General features: G+C 66.0%; 15 protein-coding genes. 10 read left to right on the top strand and 5 right to left on the bottom strand.

The window, feature by feature from the left end; genetic code table 11:
- Positions 1-17 precede the first annotated feature (17 nt).
- The 8 genes from EV674_RS01785 (at position 18) to EV674_RS17660 (ending at position 7,463) form a co-directional block, all read left to right on the top strand.
- Positions 18-722: a succinate dehydrogenase iron-sulfur subunit gene (locus tag EV674_RS01785; RefSeq protein WP_119011825.1), complete on the top strand. Its 705-nt coding sequence runs from the start codon at positions 18-20 to the stop codon at positions 720-722.
- A 22-nt stretch (positions 723-744) separates the two neighbouring features.
- Complete coding sequence (locus EV674_RS01780) at positions 745-1,071, top strand: FAD assembly factor SdhE (RefSeq protein ID WP_119011824.1); 327 nt, start codon at positions 745-747, stop codon at positions 1,069-1,071.
- 49 nt (positions 1,072-1,120) lie between these two features.
- Positions 1,121-2,431, top strand: coding sequence for a citrate synthase (locus EV674_RS01775; RefSeq protein ID WP_119011823.1), 1,311 nt, complete (start codon positions 1,121-1,123; stop codon positions 2,429-2,431).
- Between the two features lie 166 nt (positions 2,432-2,597).
- The gene (locus tag EV674_RS01770; RefSeq protein WP_119011822.1) at positions 2,598-3,707 is read left to right on the top strand and encodes an S-(hydroxymethyl)glutathione dehydrogenase/class III alcohol dehydrogenase; all 1,110 of its coding nucleotides are present in this window, start codon (positions 2,598-2,600) and stop codon (positions 3,705-3,707) included.
- Between the two features lie 100 nt (positions 3,708-3,807).
- Complete coding sequence (gene fghA / locus EV674_RS01765; RefSeq protein WP_119011821.1) at positions 3,808-4,689, top strand: S-formylglutathione hydrolase; 882 nt, start codon at positions 3,808-3,810, stop codon at positions 4,687-4,689.
- Positions 4,690-4,725: 36 nt separating this feature from the next.
- Positions 4,726-6,492, top strand: a complete 1,767-nt coding sequence (locus EV674_RS01760; RefSeq protein ID WP_119011820.1) for a phosphoethanolamine transferase — start codon at positions 4,726-4,728, stop codon at positions 6,490-6,492.
- A gap of 95 nt (positions 6,493-6,587) precedes the next feature.
- The gene (rnk, locus tag EV674_RS01755; RefSeq protein WP_119011819.1) at positions 6,588-7,001 is read left to right on the top strand and encodes a nucleoside diphosphate kinase regulator; all 414 of its coding nucleotides are present in this window, start codon (positions 6,588-6,590) and stop codon (positions 6,999-7,001) included.
- A gap of 42 nt (positions 7,002-7,043) precedes the next feature.
- On the top strand, positions 7,044-7,463 hold the full coding sequence (locus EV674_RS17660; RefSeq protein ID WP_241524845.1) for a hypothetical protein: 420 nt from the start codon (positions 7,044-7,046) through the stop codon (positions 7,461-7,463).
- Here EV674_RS17660 and EV674_RS01745 read toward each other — a convergent pair.
- Positions 7,447-8,565: an acyltransferase family protein gene (locus EV674_RS01745; protein ID WP_119011818.1), complete on the bottom strand. Its 1,119-nt coding sequence runs from the start codon at positions 8,563-8,565 to the stop codon at positions 7,447-7,449. The genes EV674_RS17660 and EV674_RS01745 overlap by 17 nt on opposite strands.
- Before the next feature lie 173 nt (positions 8,566-8,738).
- Between EV674_RS01745 and EV674_RS01740 the strand changes: the two genes are divergently transcribed.
- Positions 8,739-9,941, top strand: a complete 1,203-nt coding sequence (locus EV674_RS01740; protein WP_119011817.1) for an ammonium transporter — start codon at positions 8,739-8,741, stop codon at positions 9,939-9,941.
- A 27-nt stretch (positions 9,942-9,968) separates the two neighbouring features.
- Here the strand turns inward: EV674_RS01740 and EV674_RS01735 are convergent, their stop codons facing one another.
- From EV674_RS01735 to EV674_RS01720, 4 genes are all read right to left on the bottom strand, one after another.
- Positions 9,969-10,937 carry a tRNA dihydrouridine synthase gene (locus EV674_RS01735; RefSeq protein WP_119011816.1) on the bottom strand — a complete coding sequence of 323 codons (969 nt, stop codon included), beginning with the start codon at positions 10,935-10,937 and terminating at the stop codon, positions 9,969-9,971.
- Between the two features lie 132 nt (positions 10,938-11,069).
- The gene (locus tag EV674_RS01730) at positions 11,070-12,218 is read right to left on the bottom strand and encodes a methyltransferase (RefSeq protein ID WP_119011815.1); all 1,149 of its coding nucleotides are present in this window, start codon (positions 12,216-12,218) and stop codon (positions 11,070-11,072) included.
- 8 nt (positions 12,219-12,226) lie between these two features.
- Complete coding sequence (locus EV674_RS01725) at positions 12,227-12,742, bottom strand: GNAT family N-acetyltransferase (RefSeq protein ID WP_119011814.1); 516 nt, start codon at positions 12,740-12,742, stop codon at positions 12,227-12,229.
- A 111-nt stretch (positions 12,743-12,853) separates the two neighbouring features.
- Positions 12,854-15,550, bottom strand: coding sequence for a DNA internalization-related competence protein ComEC/Rec2 (locus EV674_RS01720; RefSeq protein WP_119011813.1), 2,697 nt, complete (start codon positions 15,548-15,550; stop codon positions 12,854-12,856).
- Between the two features lie 121 nt (positions 15,551-15,671).
- On the opposite strand from EV674_RS01720, the gene EV674_RS01715 reads away from it, so the two are divergent.
- Complete coding sequence (locus EV674_RS01715) at positions 15,672-16,127, top strand: RidA family protein (RefSeq protein ID WP_119011812.1); 456 nt, start codon at positions 15,672-15,674, stop codon at positions 16,125-16,127.
- The last annotated feature ends 48 nt before the right edge of the window (positions 16,128-16,175 follow it).

Below are 16,175 nucleotides of genomic sequence, written 5' to 3'. Positions count from 1 at the left end.
ACTTCAAGAGAAGAACCATGCAAAAACGCACATTCCAAATCTACCGCTACGACCCGGACAAGGACGCCAAGCCCTACATGCAAACCGTCGAAATCGCACTCGACGGCCACGAGCGCATGCTGCTGGACGCCCTGGTCAAGCTCAAAGAGCAAGACCCCACGCTGTCGTTCCGCCGCTCCTGCCGCGAAGGCGTGTGTGGTTCCGACGCCATGAACATCAACGGCAAGAATGGTCTGGCCTGCCTGACCAACATGAACACGCTGCCGGGCGTCATCACTTTGAAGCCCCTGCCGGGCCTGCCCGTGATCCGCGACCTGATCGTGGACATGACGCAGTTCTTCAAGCAGTACAACTCGATCAAGCCCTACCTGATCAACGAAGGCCTGACTCCCGACAAGGAGCGCCTGCAATCGCCCGAAGAGCGTGAAGAGCTCAACGGGCTGTACGAGTGCATCTTGTGCGCCAGCTGCTCCACCAGCTGCCCCAGTTTCTGGTGGAACCCTGACAAGTTCGTCGGCCCCGCTGGTTTGCTGCAAGCCTACCGCTTCATCGCTGACAGCCGCGACGACGCCACCGGTGCGCGCCTCGATAACCTCGAAGACCCCTACCGCCTGTTCCGCTGCCACACCATCATGAACTGCGTGGATGTGTGCCCCAAGGGCCTGAACCCCACGCGCGCCATTGGCAAGATCAAGGAATTGATGGTGCGCCGCGCCGTCTGATCTGCCACGACAGCCAACCACCATGGGTGAAACTCCATCCCACAGCCTCGACGCAGCGGCCTCGCCGCTGCTCGACGAGCGAGCACTCAGCAAGCTGCACTGGCGTTGTCGGCGCGGCTTGCTGGAAAACGACTTGTTCATTGAACAGTTTTTCACCCGTTTCGAGCCCCAATTGACCCAGCGCCATGCCAGCGGCTTGTTGGCATTGATGGACTTGGCGGACAACGACCTGCTGGATCTGCTGCTGCGGCGGCGCGAGCCAGAAGCGCCATTGGACACCGAAGAAGTTCGTGAAGTGCTTGGCATGCTGCGCCAAGGTGGCAGCGGGGCAGCCACGCCATCGCACTGAATTCACCGCCCCAGCCCGACCATCGGCAACCTACCCAAGGAAATTAGCAATGAAGTTAGCTGACAACAAAGCCACCCTGTCGTTCTCCAACGGCAGCCCCAGCGTGGAACTGCCTGTGTACCAAGGCAATATCGGCCCGGACGTCATCGACATCCGCAAGCTGTACGGCCAGACGGGCATGTTTACCTACGACCCTGGCTTCCTGTCCACCGCGTCGTGCCAATCGGCTATCACCTACATCGACGGCGACAAGGGCGAGCTGCTGTACCGTGGCTACCCCATTGAGCAGTTGGCCACGCAGTGCGATTACCTCGACACCTGCTACCTGCTGCTCAAGGGTGATCTGCCCAACGCCCCCCAACGCGCTGACTTCCACAAGCTGGTGCTTGACCACACCATGGTCAACGAGCAGATGCAGTTTTTCCTGCGCGGCTTCCGCCGTGATGCGCACCCGATGGCCGTGCTCACAGGCCTGGTGGGCGCCATGTCGGCCTTCTACCACGACAGCACCGACATCAATAACCCCCAGCACCGCGACATCGCCGCCATCCGCCTGATTGCCAAGATGCCCACGCTGGTCGCCATGGCCTACAAGTACGGCAAGGGCGAGCCCTACATGTACCCGCAGAACCACCTGAGCTACGCAGGCAACTTCCTGCGCATGATGTTCGGTACGCCCTGCGAAGAGTACAAGGTCAACCCGGTGCTGGAACGCGCCCTGGACCGCATCTTCATCCTGCACGCTGACCACGAGCAAAACGCCTCGACCTCCACGGTGCGCCTGTGCGGCTCTTCGGGCACCAACCCGTTTGCCGCCATCTCCGCTGGCGTGGCCTGCCTGTGGGGCCCTGCCCACGGCGGTGCCAACGAAGCCTGTCTGAACATGCTGGAAGACATCCAGCGCCAAGGCGGCATCGACAAGGTCGGCGAGTTCATGGAAAAGGTCAAGGACAAGAACTCCGGCGTCAAGCTGATGGGCTTTGGCCACCGCGTCTACAAAAACTACGACCCACGCGCCAAGCTCATGCAAGAGACTTGCGACGAAGTGCTGGCAGAACTGGGCCTGCAAAACGATCCGCTGTTCAAGCTGGCCAAGGCACTCGAAAAAATCGCCCTCGAAGACGACTACTTCGTCTCGCGCAAGCTCTACCCGAACGTGGACTTCTACTCGGGCATCGTGCAGCGCGCCATGGGCATTCCGGTCAACCTGTTCACCGGCATCTTCGCGCTGGCCCGCACCGTCGGCTGGATCGCCCAGCTGAACGAAATGATCAGCGACCCCGAGTACAAGATTGGCCGTCCACGCCAATTGTTCACCGGCTCGGTGCGCCGCGACGTTCCTGCCCTGGACAAGCGCTGACAGGCAGCGCGCTGCACCCGCAGCGCGCCCAGCCTCTCACCCAGCCCGCCCACTGGCGGGCTTTTTTTATGCCTGTCCGCCTATTCCCGCAGGCCCTGCGGACACCACACCCATGGCCTACAGTAGCGGCTTCGCTCCTTCTGCAACCCCTTCAAAGATCCACCCCATGAAATCCAAAGCTGCTGTTGCCTTCAAGGCCGGAGAACCCCTGCAAATCGTCGAAATCGACGTGGCACCGCCGCAAAAGGGCGAGGTGCTGGTCAAGATCACCCACACCGGCGTCTGCCACACCGATGCGTTCACGCTCTCGGGCGAAGACCCCGAAGGTGTGTTCCCCGCCGTGCTCGGCCACGAGGGCGCGGGCATCGTCGTCGAAGTGGGCGAAGGCGTGACCAGCGTCCAACCGGGCGACCACGTGATTCCGCTCTACACCGCCGAATGCGGCGAGTGCCTGTTCTGCAAAAGCGGCAAGACCAACCTGTGCGTGGCCGTGCGCGCCACCCAGGGCAAGGGCCTGATGCCCGACGGCACCACACGCTTTTCCTACAACGGCCAGCCCATCTACCACTACATGGGCTGCTCCACCTTCAGCGAATACACCGTGGTGGCGGAGGTGTCGCTGGCCAAAGTCAACCCCGACGCCAACCCCGAACAGGTGTGCCTGCTGGGCTGCGGCGTGACCACCGGCCTGGGCGCCGTCAAGAACACCGCCAAGGTGCAAGAGGGCGACACCGTGGCCGTGTTCGGCCTGGGCGGCATTGGCCTGGCGGTGATCCAGGGCGCCAAACTGGCCAAGGCCGGGCGCATCATCGCCATCGACACCAACCCGGGCAAATTCGATCTGGCTCGCACCTTTGGCGCCACCGACTGCGTCAACCCCAAAGAGTTTGATAAGCCCATCCAGCAAGTCATCGTCGAGATGACCGGCTGGGGCGTGGACCACAGCTTCGAGTGCATTGGCAACGTCGATGTGATGCGCGCGGCGCTGGAGTGCGCGCACCGGGGCTGGGGCCAGAGCGTCATCATCGGCGTGGCCGGGGCGGGCAAAGAGATTTCCACCCGCCCGTTCCAGCTGGTGACGGGGCGCAAGTGGCTGGGCTCGGCCTTTGGCGGCGTCAAGGGCCGCTCCGAGCTGCCGGGCATGGTCGAAGACGCCATGAGCGGCAAGATCCAGCTCGCGCCCTTTGTCACGCACACCATGCCACTGACCGAGATCAACACCGCGTTCGACCTGATGCACGAGGGCAAGTCGATCCGCTCGGTGGTGGTTTATTAAAAACCATAGCGCATAGCGCACGCCCTGCAAGGGATTGCACATCAAAATAATGTCAAACTCGCAGAAGACGTGCGCTAGCAGCTATCAAAAAAATAGCACCATGACTTCAGATGCTCTGGAACTGCGCAGCGAACACGCCTGTTTTGGCGGCGTTCAGCGCTTTTACCGCCACGCCTCGCGTGAAATCGGCCTGCCCATGCAGTTTGCGCTGTACCTGCCGCCGCAAGCGCTGGCGGGTGCGCAGGTGCCCGCACTGCTCTACCTGGCGGGGTTGACCTGCACCGAAGACACCTTCGCCACCAAGGCCGGTGCCCAGCGCCTGGCCGCCGCGCTGGGCCTGGCGCTGATCGCCCCCGACACCAGCCCGCGCGGCGCGGGCGTGGCGGGCGAAGCCGACGCTTGGGACTTTGGCATGGGCGCAGGCTTTTACCTCGATGCCACGCAGGCGCCGTGGGCCACGCACTGGCGCATGGAAAGCTATGTGCTGCACGAACTGCTGCCGCTGCTGGCAGCCACGCAGCCCATCGACGGCGATCGCCTGGGCATTTTTGGCCATTCGATGGGTGGCCACGGCGCGCTCACGCTGGCGCTGCGCCACCCGGGGCGCTTCCAGAGCCTGTCGGCCTTTGCGCCGATTGCCGCGCCCTCGCAGTGCGCCTGGGGCCGCAAAGCCTTCAGCGGCTACCTGGGCAACGATGCCAGCGCCTGGCAGGCGCACGACGCCAGCGCGCTGATGGCCGCACAAGCGCACGTGCCCTACCCCGGCGGCATCCTGATCGACCAGGGCCTGAGCGACAACTTTCTGGCCCAGCAGCAACTGCAGCCCGAAGCCTTCGAGGCCGCCTGCGCCGCCATCGGCCAGCCGCTCACCCTGCGCCGCCACGCGGGCTACGACCACGGCTACTACTTCATCCAGAGCTTCATGGCCGACCACCTGGCGTACCACGCACAACAGCTGGGTCTGGCGCGTAGCGCAGATTAATCTGCACTTAAGGCAGCGGCCCAACAATCGCTGTCCATGCCCCACACACTGACCCGCTGGTTGCCTTTTTTGAACAGCCGCCGCACCCCTTCCCATTCCCTGGACACGGCCAACGCGCCCCAGGCTTGGCACCCCGCCTGGCTGGTGGTGCTGGTCAGCGTGTGGCTGGCCACGGCCTGCAACGTGCCGCTCTGGCGCGAAGTGGCGGCGCTGCCTGACCACACGGGCCTGCGCGGCGCCAGCTTCGGGCTGGCGTTTGCCGTCATCGTGGCGGCAGGCAACGTGGCGCTCTTGAGCCTGCTGGCCTGGGGCCGGGGCCTCAAACCAGCACTGGTTCTGGTGGTGTTGATGGCAGCGTTGGGCACCTACTTCATGCTCAGCTACGGCATCGTCATCGACGCCAGCATGCTCACCAACGTGCTGCAAACCGATGTGCGCGAAGCCGGTGATTTGCTCAACTGGCGCCTGGCCGCCACGGTGCTGGCGCTGGCCGCACCGCCGCTGTGGTGGCTGCTGCAACGCCCGGTGCGGCCACTGGGCGCACTGCGCCATGTGGCGCACAACGGCTTGCTGTTGCTGGGAGCGGTGGTGGTGCTGGTAGCCAGCTTGCTGCTGGTGTTTCAGGACTTTGCCTCCACCATGCGCAACCACACCCAGCTGCGCTACCTGATCAACCCGCTCAACAGCGTGTATGCACTGGGCCATATCGCCACCAAGCCCTTGCGCATCGACACCAGCACGATGCTGCCTCTGGGACGCGACGCCCAGCTGGGTGCCAGCTACGCCGGGCAAACCAAGCCCCCCCTGCTGGTGTTGGTGCTGGGCGAAACTGCCCGCAGCGCCAACTTTGGCCTCAATGGCTATGCCCGACCCACCACACCGCTGCTGTCGGCACGCAGCGATCTGGTCAGCGCTACCAACGCCTGGTCGTGCGGCACCAGCACCGCCGCCTCGCTGCCATGCATGTTCTCGCACCTGGGGCGCGATGGTTTCGAAGGGCGCAAAACCAACTCCGAGACCCTGCTGGATGTGTTGCAGCACGCCGGTCTGGCCGTGCTGTGGGTGGACAACCAGTCGGGCTGCAAAGGGGTGTGCGACCGCGTGGCCCAAACCAGCACCACGGCCTTGAAAGACCCGGTCTTGTGCCCCGATGGTGAGTGCAGCGACCCCATCATGCTCAAGGTACTGGAAGAGCGCATTGCTGCCCTGCCCGCCGAACAGCGTGCGCGCGGCACCGTGGTGGTGCTGCACCAGATGGGCAGCCACGGCCCCGCTTACTACAAGCGCTCGGACGCATCGCTCAAACGCTTTGGCCCCGAATGCACCTCCAACGCGCTGCAAGAGTGCGATCAGGCCCAGGTGGTCAACGCCTACGACAACAGCATCGTGGCCACCGACCATTTCCTGAATGCCACCATCCAATGGCTGGAAACGCAGGCAGACAAAGCGCAGACTGCTATGGTTTATGTATCAGACCACGGCGAATCGCTGGGCGAGGGCAACCTCTACCTGCACGGCCTTCCCTATGCCATTGCCCCTGATGTGCAAAAGCAGGTGCCCTGGATTACCTGGCTGTCACCGGCAATGCAATCGCGCAGCGGCGTGGCCACAGCCTGCCTGCAAAAAGACCTGGCCCAGCGGCGCATCACGCACGACGGCTATTTCCACGCTGTGCTCGGGTTGATGGACGTGCAAAGTACCGTCTACCAAGCCGAACAAGACATCTACGCGCCATGTCGCAACACCCGGCAGGCGCCCATGGCAGCCACCACCGCACCCAACACCGCACACGCCCGCAGCTGAAGCCGCCCCGGCGCCAGGGCCACATTTGCCCATGCGCCCGCGTGCGAGATCGGCGATAGGCTACATTGCCAGCCTGTCAATTTTTCGAGGTCGTCATGGCAAGAAAGCCCCAGCTCATTCTGTCTTCCCTGGATCTGGATCGGATCGAAGCCCTGTTGGCCGCGATTCCATCGAGCGCGTTTGCAGGCAAGGCTGAATTGCAAGCCGAGCTGGACCGCGCTGACGTGCTGCCGCCCGAGCAGATGCCGCCCAACGTGGTCACCATGAACTCCACCGTGCAGTTCTCCATCGTCGAAACCGGCAAAGAGCTGCGCCTGACGCTGGTGTACCCGCGCGATCTGGACGGCAGTGCCGACAAGGTGTCCATCTTCGCCCCGGTAGGCAGCGCGCTGCTGGGCTTGTCGGTGGGCGATGAGCTGGCCTGGCCCGGCCCCGGTGGCAAGGCCATGACGGTGCGCGTGACAGACATCCTGTTCCAGCCCGAGCGCGCGGGCGAACTGCACCGCTGAAGCCACGCCGCTGCTGCGGCGCTGCTGCGACTTCACCCCGCCATGCACCGCAAGCCCTTTCTGCACCAGCGCCCCAAGGCCCTGGAGCGGCGCATGGCCCATCGGCCCCAGTGGTTCAGCACTTTTCTGGCTGGCAACCACCGCGAACAAAACCGCCTGCGCCGTGAAATAGCCACCATGAAGGGCTCAGTGGTCTGGCTCCTGCGCCAGCGCCGCCAGGGCCAGTGGAGCCTGGATGAGCGCACCCGCCTGCGCGAAGTCATGCGCTCGGCCTCGGCGGTCAGCCCCTACCTCATCATCTGGGCGATACCGGGCTCGCTGCTGTTGCTGCCGTTTCTGGCCTGGTTCATTGACCACCGCCGCCAGCGCAATGCCCGCACCAGCAACAGCGCCGCGCCCGCAGACAGCGCTGCACCCAGCAGCACCAACGCCAGCGACACCCCCCTCACACCACCGGCCTGAGCAGTGCTACCAGCCAGCCGCCGCCCACCAGCGCGGCCTGCCAGCGCAAGGCCAGCGCCACGTCGGGCACATGGCGCTCCACATGCAGGTACAAGGGCCGGGCCGCCCACAGCGACAACCCGAAAGCCGCGCACATGCCCAGTGCATTGGCCCACGGCGACTGCGGCCAGCACTGCGCCACCAGCGCATTGACCAGCAGGCAGACCGAAAAGTGCAGCAAAAACACCGAATACGACATCTGCCCCAACTGCTGCAATGGCCGCACCAGAGCCTGGACACCACCCTGCGGCCAAGGCCGGCGCAGCGCCCAGACCAGCCCCAAAGCGGTCAGTAGCGCTACCAGAATCCGGCCACGAAACTCCAGCGCCAGCGCCACGCCCCCCAGCATCGCCATGGCCACCAGCCAGGGCAGCGCACGCGGCGCACGCACCGCCCAGTGCGCCAGCATGCCCAGGCCGTAGGCGCCAAAGAAGTAAATCGCCCACATGTCCAGACCGGGCACGCGGTTCCACCACCACAGTGAGAGCGCACACCCGGCCAGCACCAGTGCGCGCCCCAGCAGCACCGCGCCAGCGCCATGGCCCGCCAGCCAACGCGCCAATGCCAGCACCCCGACAGCCAGCGCAAACAACTGAAAATCAATGGCCACGTACCACACGCCCGCCGATAGCGCTTCTTCGCCCACCACGTCTTGCAGCAACAGCGCGTTGGCCAATAGCTGCGACAAATGGGGTTCGGCGGGCACGCTGGGGTGCTCCAGCCAAGGCCGCACCAGCGCCGCTGCCAGCACCGCCACCAAGAGTGCCACGGCATAAGGCACCACCAGGCGCACAAAACGCTGGGCGATTTTGTGCGCTGGGCTGCCAAAGCGCGCTACGCCCTCGGGCGCCAGGCTGGCAGCGGCCAGATAGCCTCCCAACACCAGAAACACCTGCACCGCCATGCGGCCATAGTCGTAGAGCCAGGAGATCAGCTGCGGAAACAGTGGCTGGGCCGTGTCGGACATAGGCCCGTAAAAAGCCAGATGGTGCCAAACGATGGCCGCACAGGCCAAGCCCTTGATAGCGTCGATCAAGGGGTTGCGGGAAATGGGGGAGTTCATAAAGAGGCGGACTGAGAGACAGCCACACCGAAAGCAAATGCCAACGCTCAACGTCCGGGCCTGTCATCCGGTTGACACACCAAGCTGGCGCATTTTTTGCTTTTTCTGGTGCACCAACGGGTGCTCTGCACCAAAACAGTGTTCATTGCCTGCGAACAGGCCACGAGAGACTCATGGAATCACTCCAACAGGGCACCAACACCCTATTCATCCTGCTCGGCGCCATCATGGTGCTGGCCATGCACGCCGGTTTCGCTTTTCTGGAACTGGGCACGGTGCGCAAAAAGAACCAGGTCAATGCCCTGGTCAAAATCCTGGTCGATTTTTCAGTCTCTACCGTGGTGTACTTTGCCGTGGGTTATGGCGTGGCCTATGGCACCCATTTTTTTGTCAGCGCCGATGTGCTGGTGCACAAGAATGGTTTTGAACTGACGCGCTTTTTCTTTCTGCTGACGTTTGCCGCTGCCATTCCGGCCATCATTTCGGGGGGCATTGCCGAGCGGGCCAAGTTCTGGCCCCAGCTCATTGCCACCGCCGTGATCGTGGGCCTGGTCTATCCCTTTTTTGAAGGCATTGCCTGGAATCACCATTTTGGGGTGCAAGACGGCATCAAGGCCCTGACCGGCGAGGAGTTTCACGACTTTGCCGGCTCCGTGGTGGTGCATGCCGTGGGCGGCTGGATTGCCCTGCCTGCCGTGCTGCTGCTGGGTTCGCGCGCCAACCGCTACCGCAAGGACGGTGCCATTTCCGCGCACCCACCCTCGAACATTCCCTTCCTGGCTTTGGGAGCGTGGATTTTGATCGTCGGCTGGTTTGGTTTCAACGTCATGAGCGCGCAAACGCTGGACAAGATTTCCGGCCTGGTCGCCGTCAACTCCCTGATGGCCATGGTCGGCGGCACCTTGGCGGCCTTGGTGCTGGGCAAGAACGACCCCGGCTTTGTGCACAACGGCCCCCTGGCTGGCTTGGTAGCGGTGTGTGCGGGCTCCGATGTCTTGCACCCGCTGGGGGCGCTGGTGGTGGGTGCCATTGCGGGCGGCATCTTCGTGCAGATGTTCACCCTCACGCAGAACAAATGGAAGATTGACGATGTGCTGGGCGTCTGGCCCCTGCATGGCCTGTGCGGTGCCTGGGGGGGCATTGCCGCCGGTATTTTTGGCCAATCGGCACTGGGTGGGCTGGGCGGCGTGAGCTTCTGGGGCCAGCTCATCGGCACGCTGATGGGCGTGTGCTGGGCCTTGCTCGGGGGAGTGCTGGTTTATGGCGCGCTCAAGGCCACGCTGGGCCTGCGTCTGTCGCAAGAAGAGGAGTTCGATGGCGCCGATTTGTCTGTGCACAAAATCAGTGCCACCCCCGACCGGGACGCCAGTTGGTAATCCCCACAATGGTGCAATCAGCCGCCTTTATCCTGGCTGCTGTGCCTGCACCCAGGCGCTGATGGTGCGCTGGTCAGTCAGGGTGCGCACCGCTTGGTAAGCCTCCTCGGCCTGCGCGAAGCGGCGGCGCAGCAGGTTCAGCCACTGCTTGAGGCGCCCGGCCCGCTGGCGCGGCTCCAAGTCTTCGCACACCAACTGCCAAAAGCGGGCGATATGGGGCAACAGCTCGGGCCATTGCACCGGCGCTGATGGGGCCTGTGCGGTGCCAGGCAGCGCATCGGCAGCGCGGATGGCCCAGGCCAGGCCGGGGTCGGCCACCATGCCGCGCCCCAGCATCAGCGCGTCGCAGCCCGAGACGGCGCGGCAGCGCTGCGCATCCTGCACCGTCCAGATTTCGCCATTGGCCACCACGGGCACCGACACGACAGCGCGGATGGCCGGAATCAGCTCCCAGTACGCGGGTGGGCGGTAGCCGTCGAGCTTGGTGCGCGCGTGGACGACGATCTCGCAGGCGCCGCCGTCCTGCATGGCCTGGGCACACTCGCGCATCAGGCTGGCGTCGTGGTAGCCCAGGCGCATCTTGGCGGACACCGGCAGCTGCGCGGGCACGGCACGGCGCACCGCCGCCACCAGCGCGGCGATGCGTTCAGGCTCTTGCAGCAGGGCTGCACCGCCGCCGTGGCGGTTGACCACCTTGGCCGGGCAGCCAAAGTTCAGATCGATGCCCTCAGGGCCCAAGGCCGACAGGCGCGCGGCGTTTTCGGCCATGCACACCGGGTCTGACCCCAGCAGTTGGGCGCGCACCGGCACGCCCGCCAGCGTGCGCCCGCCGTGGTGCAGCTCGGGCAGGTAGCGCAAAAACACTTTGTCGGGCAGCAACGTGCCCGTGACGCGGATGAACTCGGAGACGCAGCGATCCACCCCACCCACCCGCGTGAGCACGTCGCGCAGCACAAAATCCAGAAGCCCCTCCATGGGGGCCAGCAGCAATGTCATGGGACGGTGCCCACCGGGGCTATGGGTAATAAATAGTCAAAACAGGCTCAAACGCTTGCTGAATAAGCGCGAGCAGCTATCAAAAAGATAACAGGCGCCTGCTGGGCCCACGCCCAGCGTCGCCCATCACCATCAGGCCGCAGCCAGTCGCCACAGCGAGGTGACTTCGGCTGCACGCGCCTGCGCCAGCGCATCGGCGGCCTCGGTGGCCTTGGCGTGCTGGGGGCGCACGTCATGGCGCTCCAGCACGCGCAGGCCGCCCTCGGCGATCCACGCCAGCAGTTGCTCGCGCGGGCGCAGGCCCAGGTGCTCAGCCAAGTCCGACAACACCAGCCAGCCCTCGCCGCCGGGCGCCAAGTGCGCCGCCAGCCCCGACAAAAAGCCGCGCAGCATGCGACTGCCTTCGTCGTACACCGCGCGCTCGATGGGCGAGCTGGGCCGTGCCGGCACCCAGGGCGGGTTGCAGACGATGAGCGGCGCCTGCCCGGCAGGGAACAAGTCCACGTCTTGCAGTTCGACCTGCTTTTGCAGGCCCAGGCGCTGGAGGTTGTCCTGGGCGCAGGCCAGCGCGCGCGGTGCGTTCTCGGTGGCCACAATGCGCTGCACGCCCCGGCGCGCCAGCACCGCCGCCAGCACGCCGGTACCGGTGCCGATGTCAAACGCCAGCGCCTTGGAGGGCAGCGGCGCCTGGGCGACCAGATCGATGTATTCGCCGCGCACGGGCGAGAACACGCCGTAGTGCGGGTGAATGCGGTTGTGCGGCTCTGCGCCCAGGGCGGCAATTTCTACGCCCTTCTTGCGCCACTCGTGCGCGCCGACCACGCCCAGCAGCTCGCGCAGCGACACCACCTGCGCCTCGCCCGTGGCGGGGCCCCAGGCTTCGGTCAGGGCTTCCGTCCAGTCGGGGGCGCGGCGCAGCTTGATGCGGTAGTCGCCCTCGACCCGGATGACGATGGCCGCCAGCGTGCGCGCCCGCTGCGACTGCGCCTGGCGGTGCAGGTGAAACACTTCTTCGGGCGTGGACTGGGCGATTTTTTGCGCCGCGCGGGCCGCCGCCTTGGGCGGCTTGGCTTCAATGCGCCGCTGCAAGGCTTGCAAGAGCAAACGCGCGTTCTGGAAATCGCTGCGCCACAGCATGGCAGTGCCAGCGCAGGCAAAGCGGTAGGCAGAGTCGGCGGACAAGGTGTCGTGGGCCAGCTCGACGCGGCGCGGCGCACTGGCGCCGCTTTCGGAACGCCAGCGCGCTGTGCGCACCTCGCCCTGTTCGTTCCATTCAATCATGGTGTCTTTCAGTTCAGTGGTCGTTTGAGGCGGACTTCTTCAATCTTCACGCTGCCGACCACGGCGGTTTTGGCGGTGGTCATTTCGCGCTTGAAGCCAGCGAGTTCATGGAAACGGATGGCACGCTCGTTGCGCAGCGGCACCCAGGCGGTGACGTTGGTGCAGCCTTCTTCTTGCAGTCCTTCACGGGCAGCATCCCACAGGGCCAGGCCAACGCCCTGGTTCCAGTGGCTGGGGGCGGCGTAAATGGCCCAGATTTCACCCGTGGTGGGGCGCGATTTTTCATCGCGGGAGCGGTCGTAACCGACAAAGCCGACGATCTTTTCGTCTTCCACCGCCACCTGCACCTGGGGCTCGCAGTATTCAATGGCTTCACGCCAGTAGGCCTGGCGTTTTTCTACCGACATGGCTTTGAGCTGTTCGTCAGGAATCAGGCCTTTGTAGGCCGTCTGGGCAGACAGGGTGTGGAGTTGGGCAATGGCTTTGGCATCGCGAAGCGTCGCGGGGCGTACCTGAATGGACATGGAGAAAACCGAACGGAAACAGGGGAAAAATTCAAAAGGACGCGCATTGTCGCCGCAAACGAATTTCCGCCCAATACCCTCAGGAGCGCTAGCACCCACTGCGGCCCGGGCCTATGGCGGCAGGTGCTGCCAATAACGCGCGCGCTGTTGGCGCTCGCACTGCACCTGCGCCGGTTGCGTCGAAGACCAGGTGGCCGCGCCGCAGTGTGCCGATTGCACCAGCGCCATGCCGCGCGCCTGTACGCGCTGCACCACCTCGGGCGCGGGGTGGCCAAAGCGGTTGCGGTAAGCCGCCTGCACCCAGGCGCTGCGCGCGCCCACGGCATCCAGAAACTCTGCGCTGGACGATGTTTTGCTGCCGTGGTGGGGCAGCAGCAGCACATCGGCGGCCAGTGGTGCGCCCGCTGCCACCAGGGCCTGCTCTTGCGCGCGCTCGATGTCGCCCGCCAGCAGGGCTGCCGCGCCCGTGGCAGCAGTGATGCGCAGCACGCAGCTGTGCGCGTTGGTCTGCGGGCGCCGGGCGCTGCCGGGGGTGTGGGCCGTGGCAGGCTGCGCGGGGTGGATCACAGCAAACTCCACGCCATCCCAGTGCCAGCGCTGGCCCGCCACGCAGGGCTGGGCCGGTGGCAAGGCCGCTGGTGCCGTCTCCGGGGCGATGGAGCCAGTGAGCAGCGCCTGGGGCTGGGCGGCCAGCACGGCGGGCGCGCCGCCAGTGTGGTCGCTGTCGCGGTGGCTGAGCATGAGCACATCCAGGCGCTCGCCCAGCGCGCGCAGCAGCGGCACCAGCACGCGCTCGCCGGCATCGCTGTCGAGGCTGTAGCGCGGGCCAGCGTCGTAGAGCAGGCTGTGGCGGGCCGTGCGCACCAGCACGGCGCTGCCCTGGCCGATGTCGGCGGCCAGCAATTCAAACTGGCCGGGCGCGGGCCGCAGCGGCTGCCAACACAGCACGGGCAGCAGCAGCGGCAGGCCCAGCGCGCGCACTGGCCACGGCAGGCGCAGCGCCAACAGCGCGCCGCCCAGCACCCCCGCCAGCCCGGCCCACAGCGGCGCCTGGGCCAACCACAGCGATGCCCAGGGCACACTGGCCAGCGGCTGCAAGAACGCCACCAGCGCCTGCACCGCCCAGCCCGCCAGTTGCCACAGTGGCGCCCACAACACACCCAGCAGCGCCAGCGGCGTAACCACCAGCGTGACCCACGGAATCGCCAGCAGATTGGCCCCCAGTGCCACCAGCGACATCTGGCCAAACAGCAGCAGCCCCAGCGGACTCAAAGCCAGCGTGACCACCCACTGCTCACGCAACATCAAGATAAATCGACCTCTAACGCCCGCTGGACGTGCGCTGGCAGCTCCTGAATCAGTAGCAAACAAAATCCCCACGGCGACAAAGCTCAGCCAGAAACCGCTCTGCCACAGCGCCCACGGGTCGGTCAGCACCACGGCAGCGCAGGCCAGCAGCCACACCTGGGGCCAGGGCCAGCGCAGGCCCGCCAGACGCAGCAGCGCCAGCACGCACAGCATGGTCACGGTGCGCTGGGCGGGCACCCCCCAGCCGCTGAACAGCGCATAGGCCGCCGCCAGCGCTGCGCCACCCACCAGCGCCGCAGACGGCGCAGGCACTGCCAGCGACAGCCGCGCCGAGCGCCGCCACAGCCACTGCACCAGCGCTGCCGCCAGCCAGGCAAACAGCGTGATGTGCAGGCCCGAAATGCTCATCAAATGGGCCACGCCGGTGGCACGGAACACGTCCCAGTCGGCGCGGTCGATGGCGCGCTGGTCGCCCGTGACCAACGCGGCCACCACGCCCGCCACCTGCGCGCCCTGGCCACTGCCGGGGCCATCACCGGGGGCGGCCAGGGCGTCCAGGATGGCGTCGCGCACCGACTGGCGGGCCTGCTCCACGGGGTATTGGGCGGTGGCCTCCAGGCGCACGGGAGGCACATCGCGGGCGCCGGTGCGCACGTAGCCCACGGCCTGCACGCCCTGCTCCCACAGCCACAGCTCGTAGTCAAAGCCGTGCGGGTTGCGGGCGCCGTGCGGTGCTTTCAGGCGCACGGTCAGGGCCCAGCGCTCGCCCGCGCGCAATGCGGGGGCCGGACGCGCTGCCGCATCGCCTGTACCGTACAGCGTGCTGTGGTACCAGCCCAAATCGATCAGGGTGGGCAGGCGCACTGGCTGCCCGCCCAAGGCGGCATCTGCCGTGGTGTCTGCCGTGGCGCCCGCAGCAATGCCTTGGGGCGCGTCCACAGAGGGGGATTGCACAGCACCGCGCCGCGCGCCCTGCGGTGGCGCCAGCTGCGCCGACTCCACCGCCAGCCGAAAGCGCAGGCCCACGGCGCTGGGCTGGGGCATGGCCACCACGGTGCCGGTAACGCGGATGTCGCGCCCCTCCAGCGCGGGGGACAGGGCCTGCGCCGCAAAATGCGCCGCACGCAAACCAGTCACCCCGGCCATGGCCAGCGCAGCCGCCAATGCCACCGCCCCCGTCCGCAACCCGGCGCGCCGCCACCACCCCGGCGCACGCACCAGTGCCAGCGCCAGCACACCCGCCACCAGCCCCAGCAGGCCATAGGCCCAGGGCGGCCACAACACCGGCTGGCGCACCTGCCATGCAGCCCCGGCCAGACCACCCACCAACGCAGCCGGCAGCAGCCACGCCGGGCGCAGCCCTGCGCTACCTGCATCGCCAGCATCGCCCACAGTCTGCGCGCCCGCGCTGCCCAACGGCACCACGCCAGACAACGGCGAAACGCGCGCAGATGGCGACAGCGCAGGTGCTGGCGGTGGTGCAGACGGCGGCAAATCCATGTCGGCATGGTAAGGGCGTGTGCAACACTTGCGGCCCCTCTACCGCACTGGCCTGCACCGCCGCGCTCAGGCGCCCCATGGCAGGCACAGGCGGACTCACCTACTGTTTGAAAGGTCACCCATGAACGTGTACGACAAGCTCAACGAACTGGGCATCACCCTGCCCCCCGTGGCCACGCCCGCCGCCGCCTATGTGCCCTATGTGCAAACGGGCAAGCTGCTCATGCTCAGCGGCCACATTGCGCGCAAAGACGGCAAGCCCTGGGTAGGACAACTGGGCCTCAACATGAACACCGCAGAAGGCCAGCTGGCTGCCCGCGCCGTGGCCATTGACCTGCTGGGCACGCTGCACGGCGCCACCGGCGACCTGAACAAAATCCAGCGCATCGTCAAGCTGATGAGCCTGGTCAACTCCACGGGCGACTTCACCGAGCAGCACCTGGTGACCAACGGCGCCAGCGAGCTGCTGGGCCAGGTTTTTGGCGAACGCGGCGTGCATGCGCGCAGCGCTTTTGGCGTGGCGCAGATTCCGCTGGGCGCCTGCGTGGAAATCGAACTGATCGCTGAACTGGCCTGAGCCACCAAAGTGGCCGCAGTGCGCGGGGGCGCCAGCCCACGCACCACG

The sequence above is a fragment of the Simplicispira metamorpha genome, from assembly GCF_004341365.1.
Lineage (GTDB): Bacteria > Pseudomonadota > Gammaproteobacteria > Burkholderiales > Burkholderiaceae_C > Simplicispira > Simplicispira metamorpha.
Note: the sequence above shows the minus strand (reverse complement) of the source record. Positions and strands in the feature narration are given on the sequence as shown.

Excerpts from the sequence above, each read along its gene's own strand:
- EV674_RS01775 (WP_119011823.1), top strand. The coding sequence starts at position 1,121 with ATGAAGTTAGCTGACAACAAAGCCACCCTGTCGTTCTCCAACGGCAGC.
- EV674_RS01725 (WP_119011814.1), bottom strand. The coding sequence starts at position 12,742 with ATGTCCATTCAGGTACGCCCCGCGACGCTTCGCGATGCCAAAGCCATT.
- fghA (WP_119011821.1), top strand. The coding sequence starts at position 3,808 with ATGACTTCAGATGCTCTGGAACTGCGCAGCGAACACGCCTGTTTTGGC.
- rnk (WP_119011819.1), top strand. The coding sequence starts at position 6,588 with ATGGCAAGAAAGCCCCAGCTCATTCTGTCTTCCCTGGATCTGGATCGG.
- EV674_RS01715 (WP_119011812.1), top strand. The coding sequence starts at position 15,672 with ATGAACGTGTACGACAAGCTCAACGAACTGGGCATCACCCTGCCCCCC.
- EV674_RS01720 (WP_119011813.1), bottom strand. The coding sequence starts at position 15,550 with ATGGATTTGCCGCCGTCTGCACCACCGCCAGCACCTGCGCTGTCGCCA.
- EV674_RS01760 (WP_119011820.1), top strand. The coding sequence starts at position 4,726 with ATGCCCCACACACTGACCCGCTGGTTGCCTTTTTTGAACAGCCGCCGC.
- EV674_RS01785 (WP_119011825.1), top strand. The coding sequence starts at position 18 with ATGCAAAAACGCACATTCCAAATCTACCGCTACGACCCGGACAAGGAC.
- EV674_RS01730 (WP_119011815.1), bottom strand. The coding sequence starts at position 12,218 with ATGATTGAATGGAACGAACAGGGCGAGGTGCGCACAGCGCGCTGGCGT.
- EV674_RS01735 (WP_119011816.1), bottom strand. The coding sequence starts at position 10,937 with ATGACATTGCTGCTGGCCCCCATGGAGGGGCTTCTGGATTTTGTGCTG.
- EV674_RS01740 (WP_119011817.1), top strand. The coding sequence starts at position 8,739 with ATGGAATCACTCCAACAGGGCACCAACACCCTATTCATCCTGCTCGGC.
- EV674_RS01780 (WP_119011824.1), top strand. The coding sequence starts at position 745 with ATGGGTGAAACTCCATCCCACAGCCTCGACGCAGCGGCCTCGCCGCTG.
- EV674_RS01745 (WP_119011818.1), bottom strand. The coding sequence starts at position 8,565 with ATGAACTCCCCCATTTCCCGCAACCCCTTGATCGACGCTATCAAGGGC.
- EV674_RS17660 (WP_241524845.1), top strand. The coding sequence starts at position 7,044 with ATGCACCGCAAGCCCTTTCTGCACCAGCGCCCCAAGGCCCTGGAGCGG.
- EV674_RS01770 (WP_119011822.1), top strand. The coding sequence starts at position 2,598 with ATGAAATCCAAAGCTGCTGTTGCCTTCAAGGCCGGAGAACCCCTGCAA.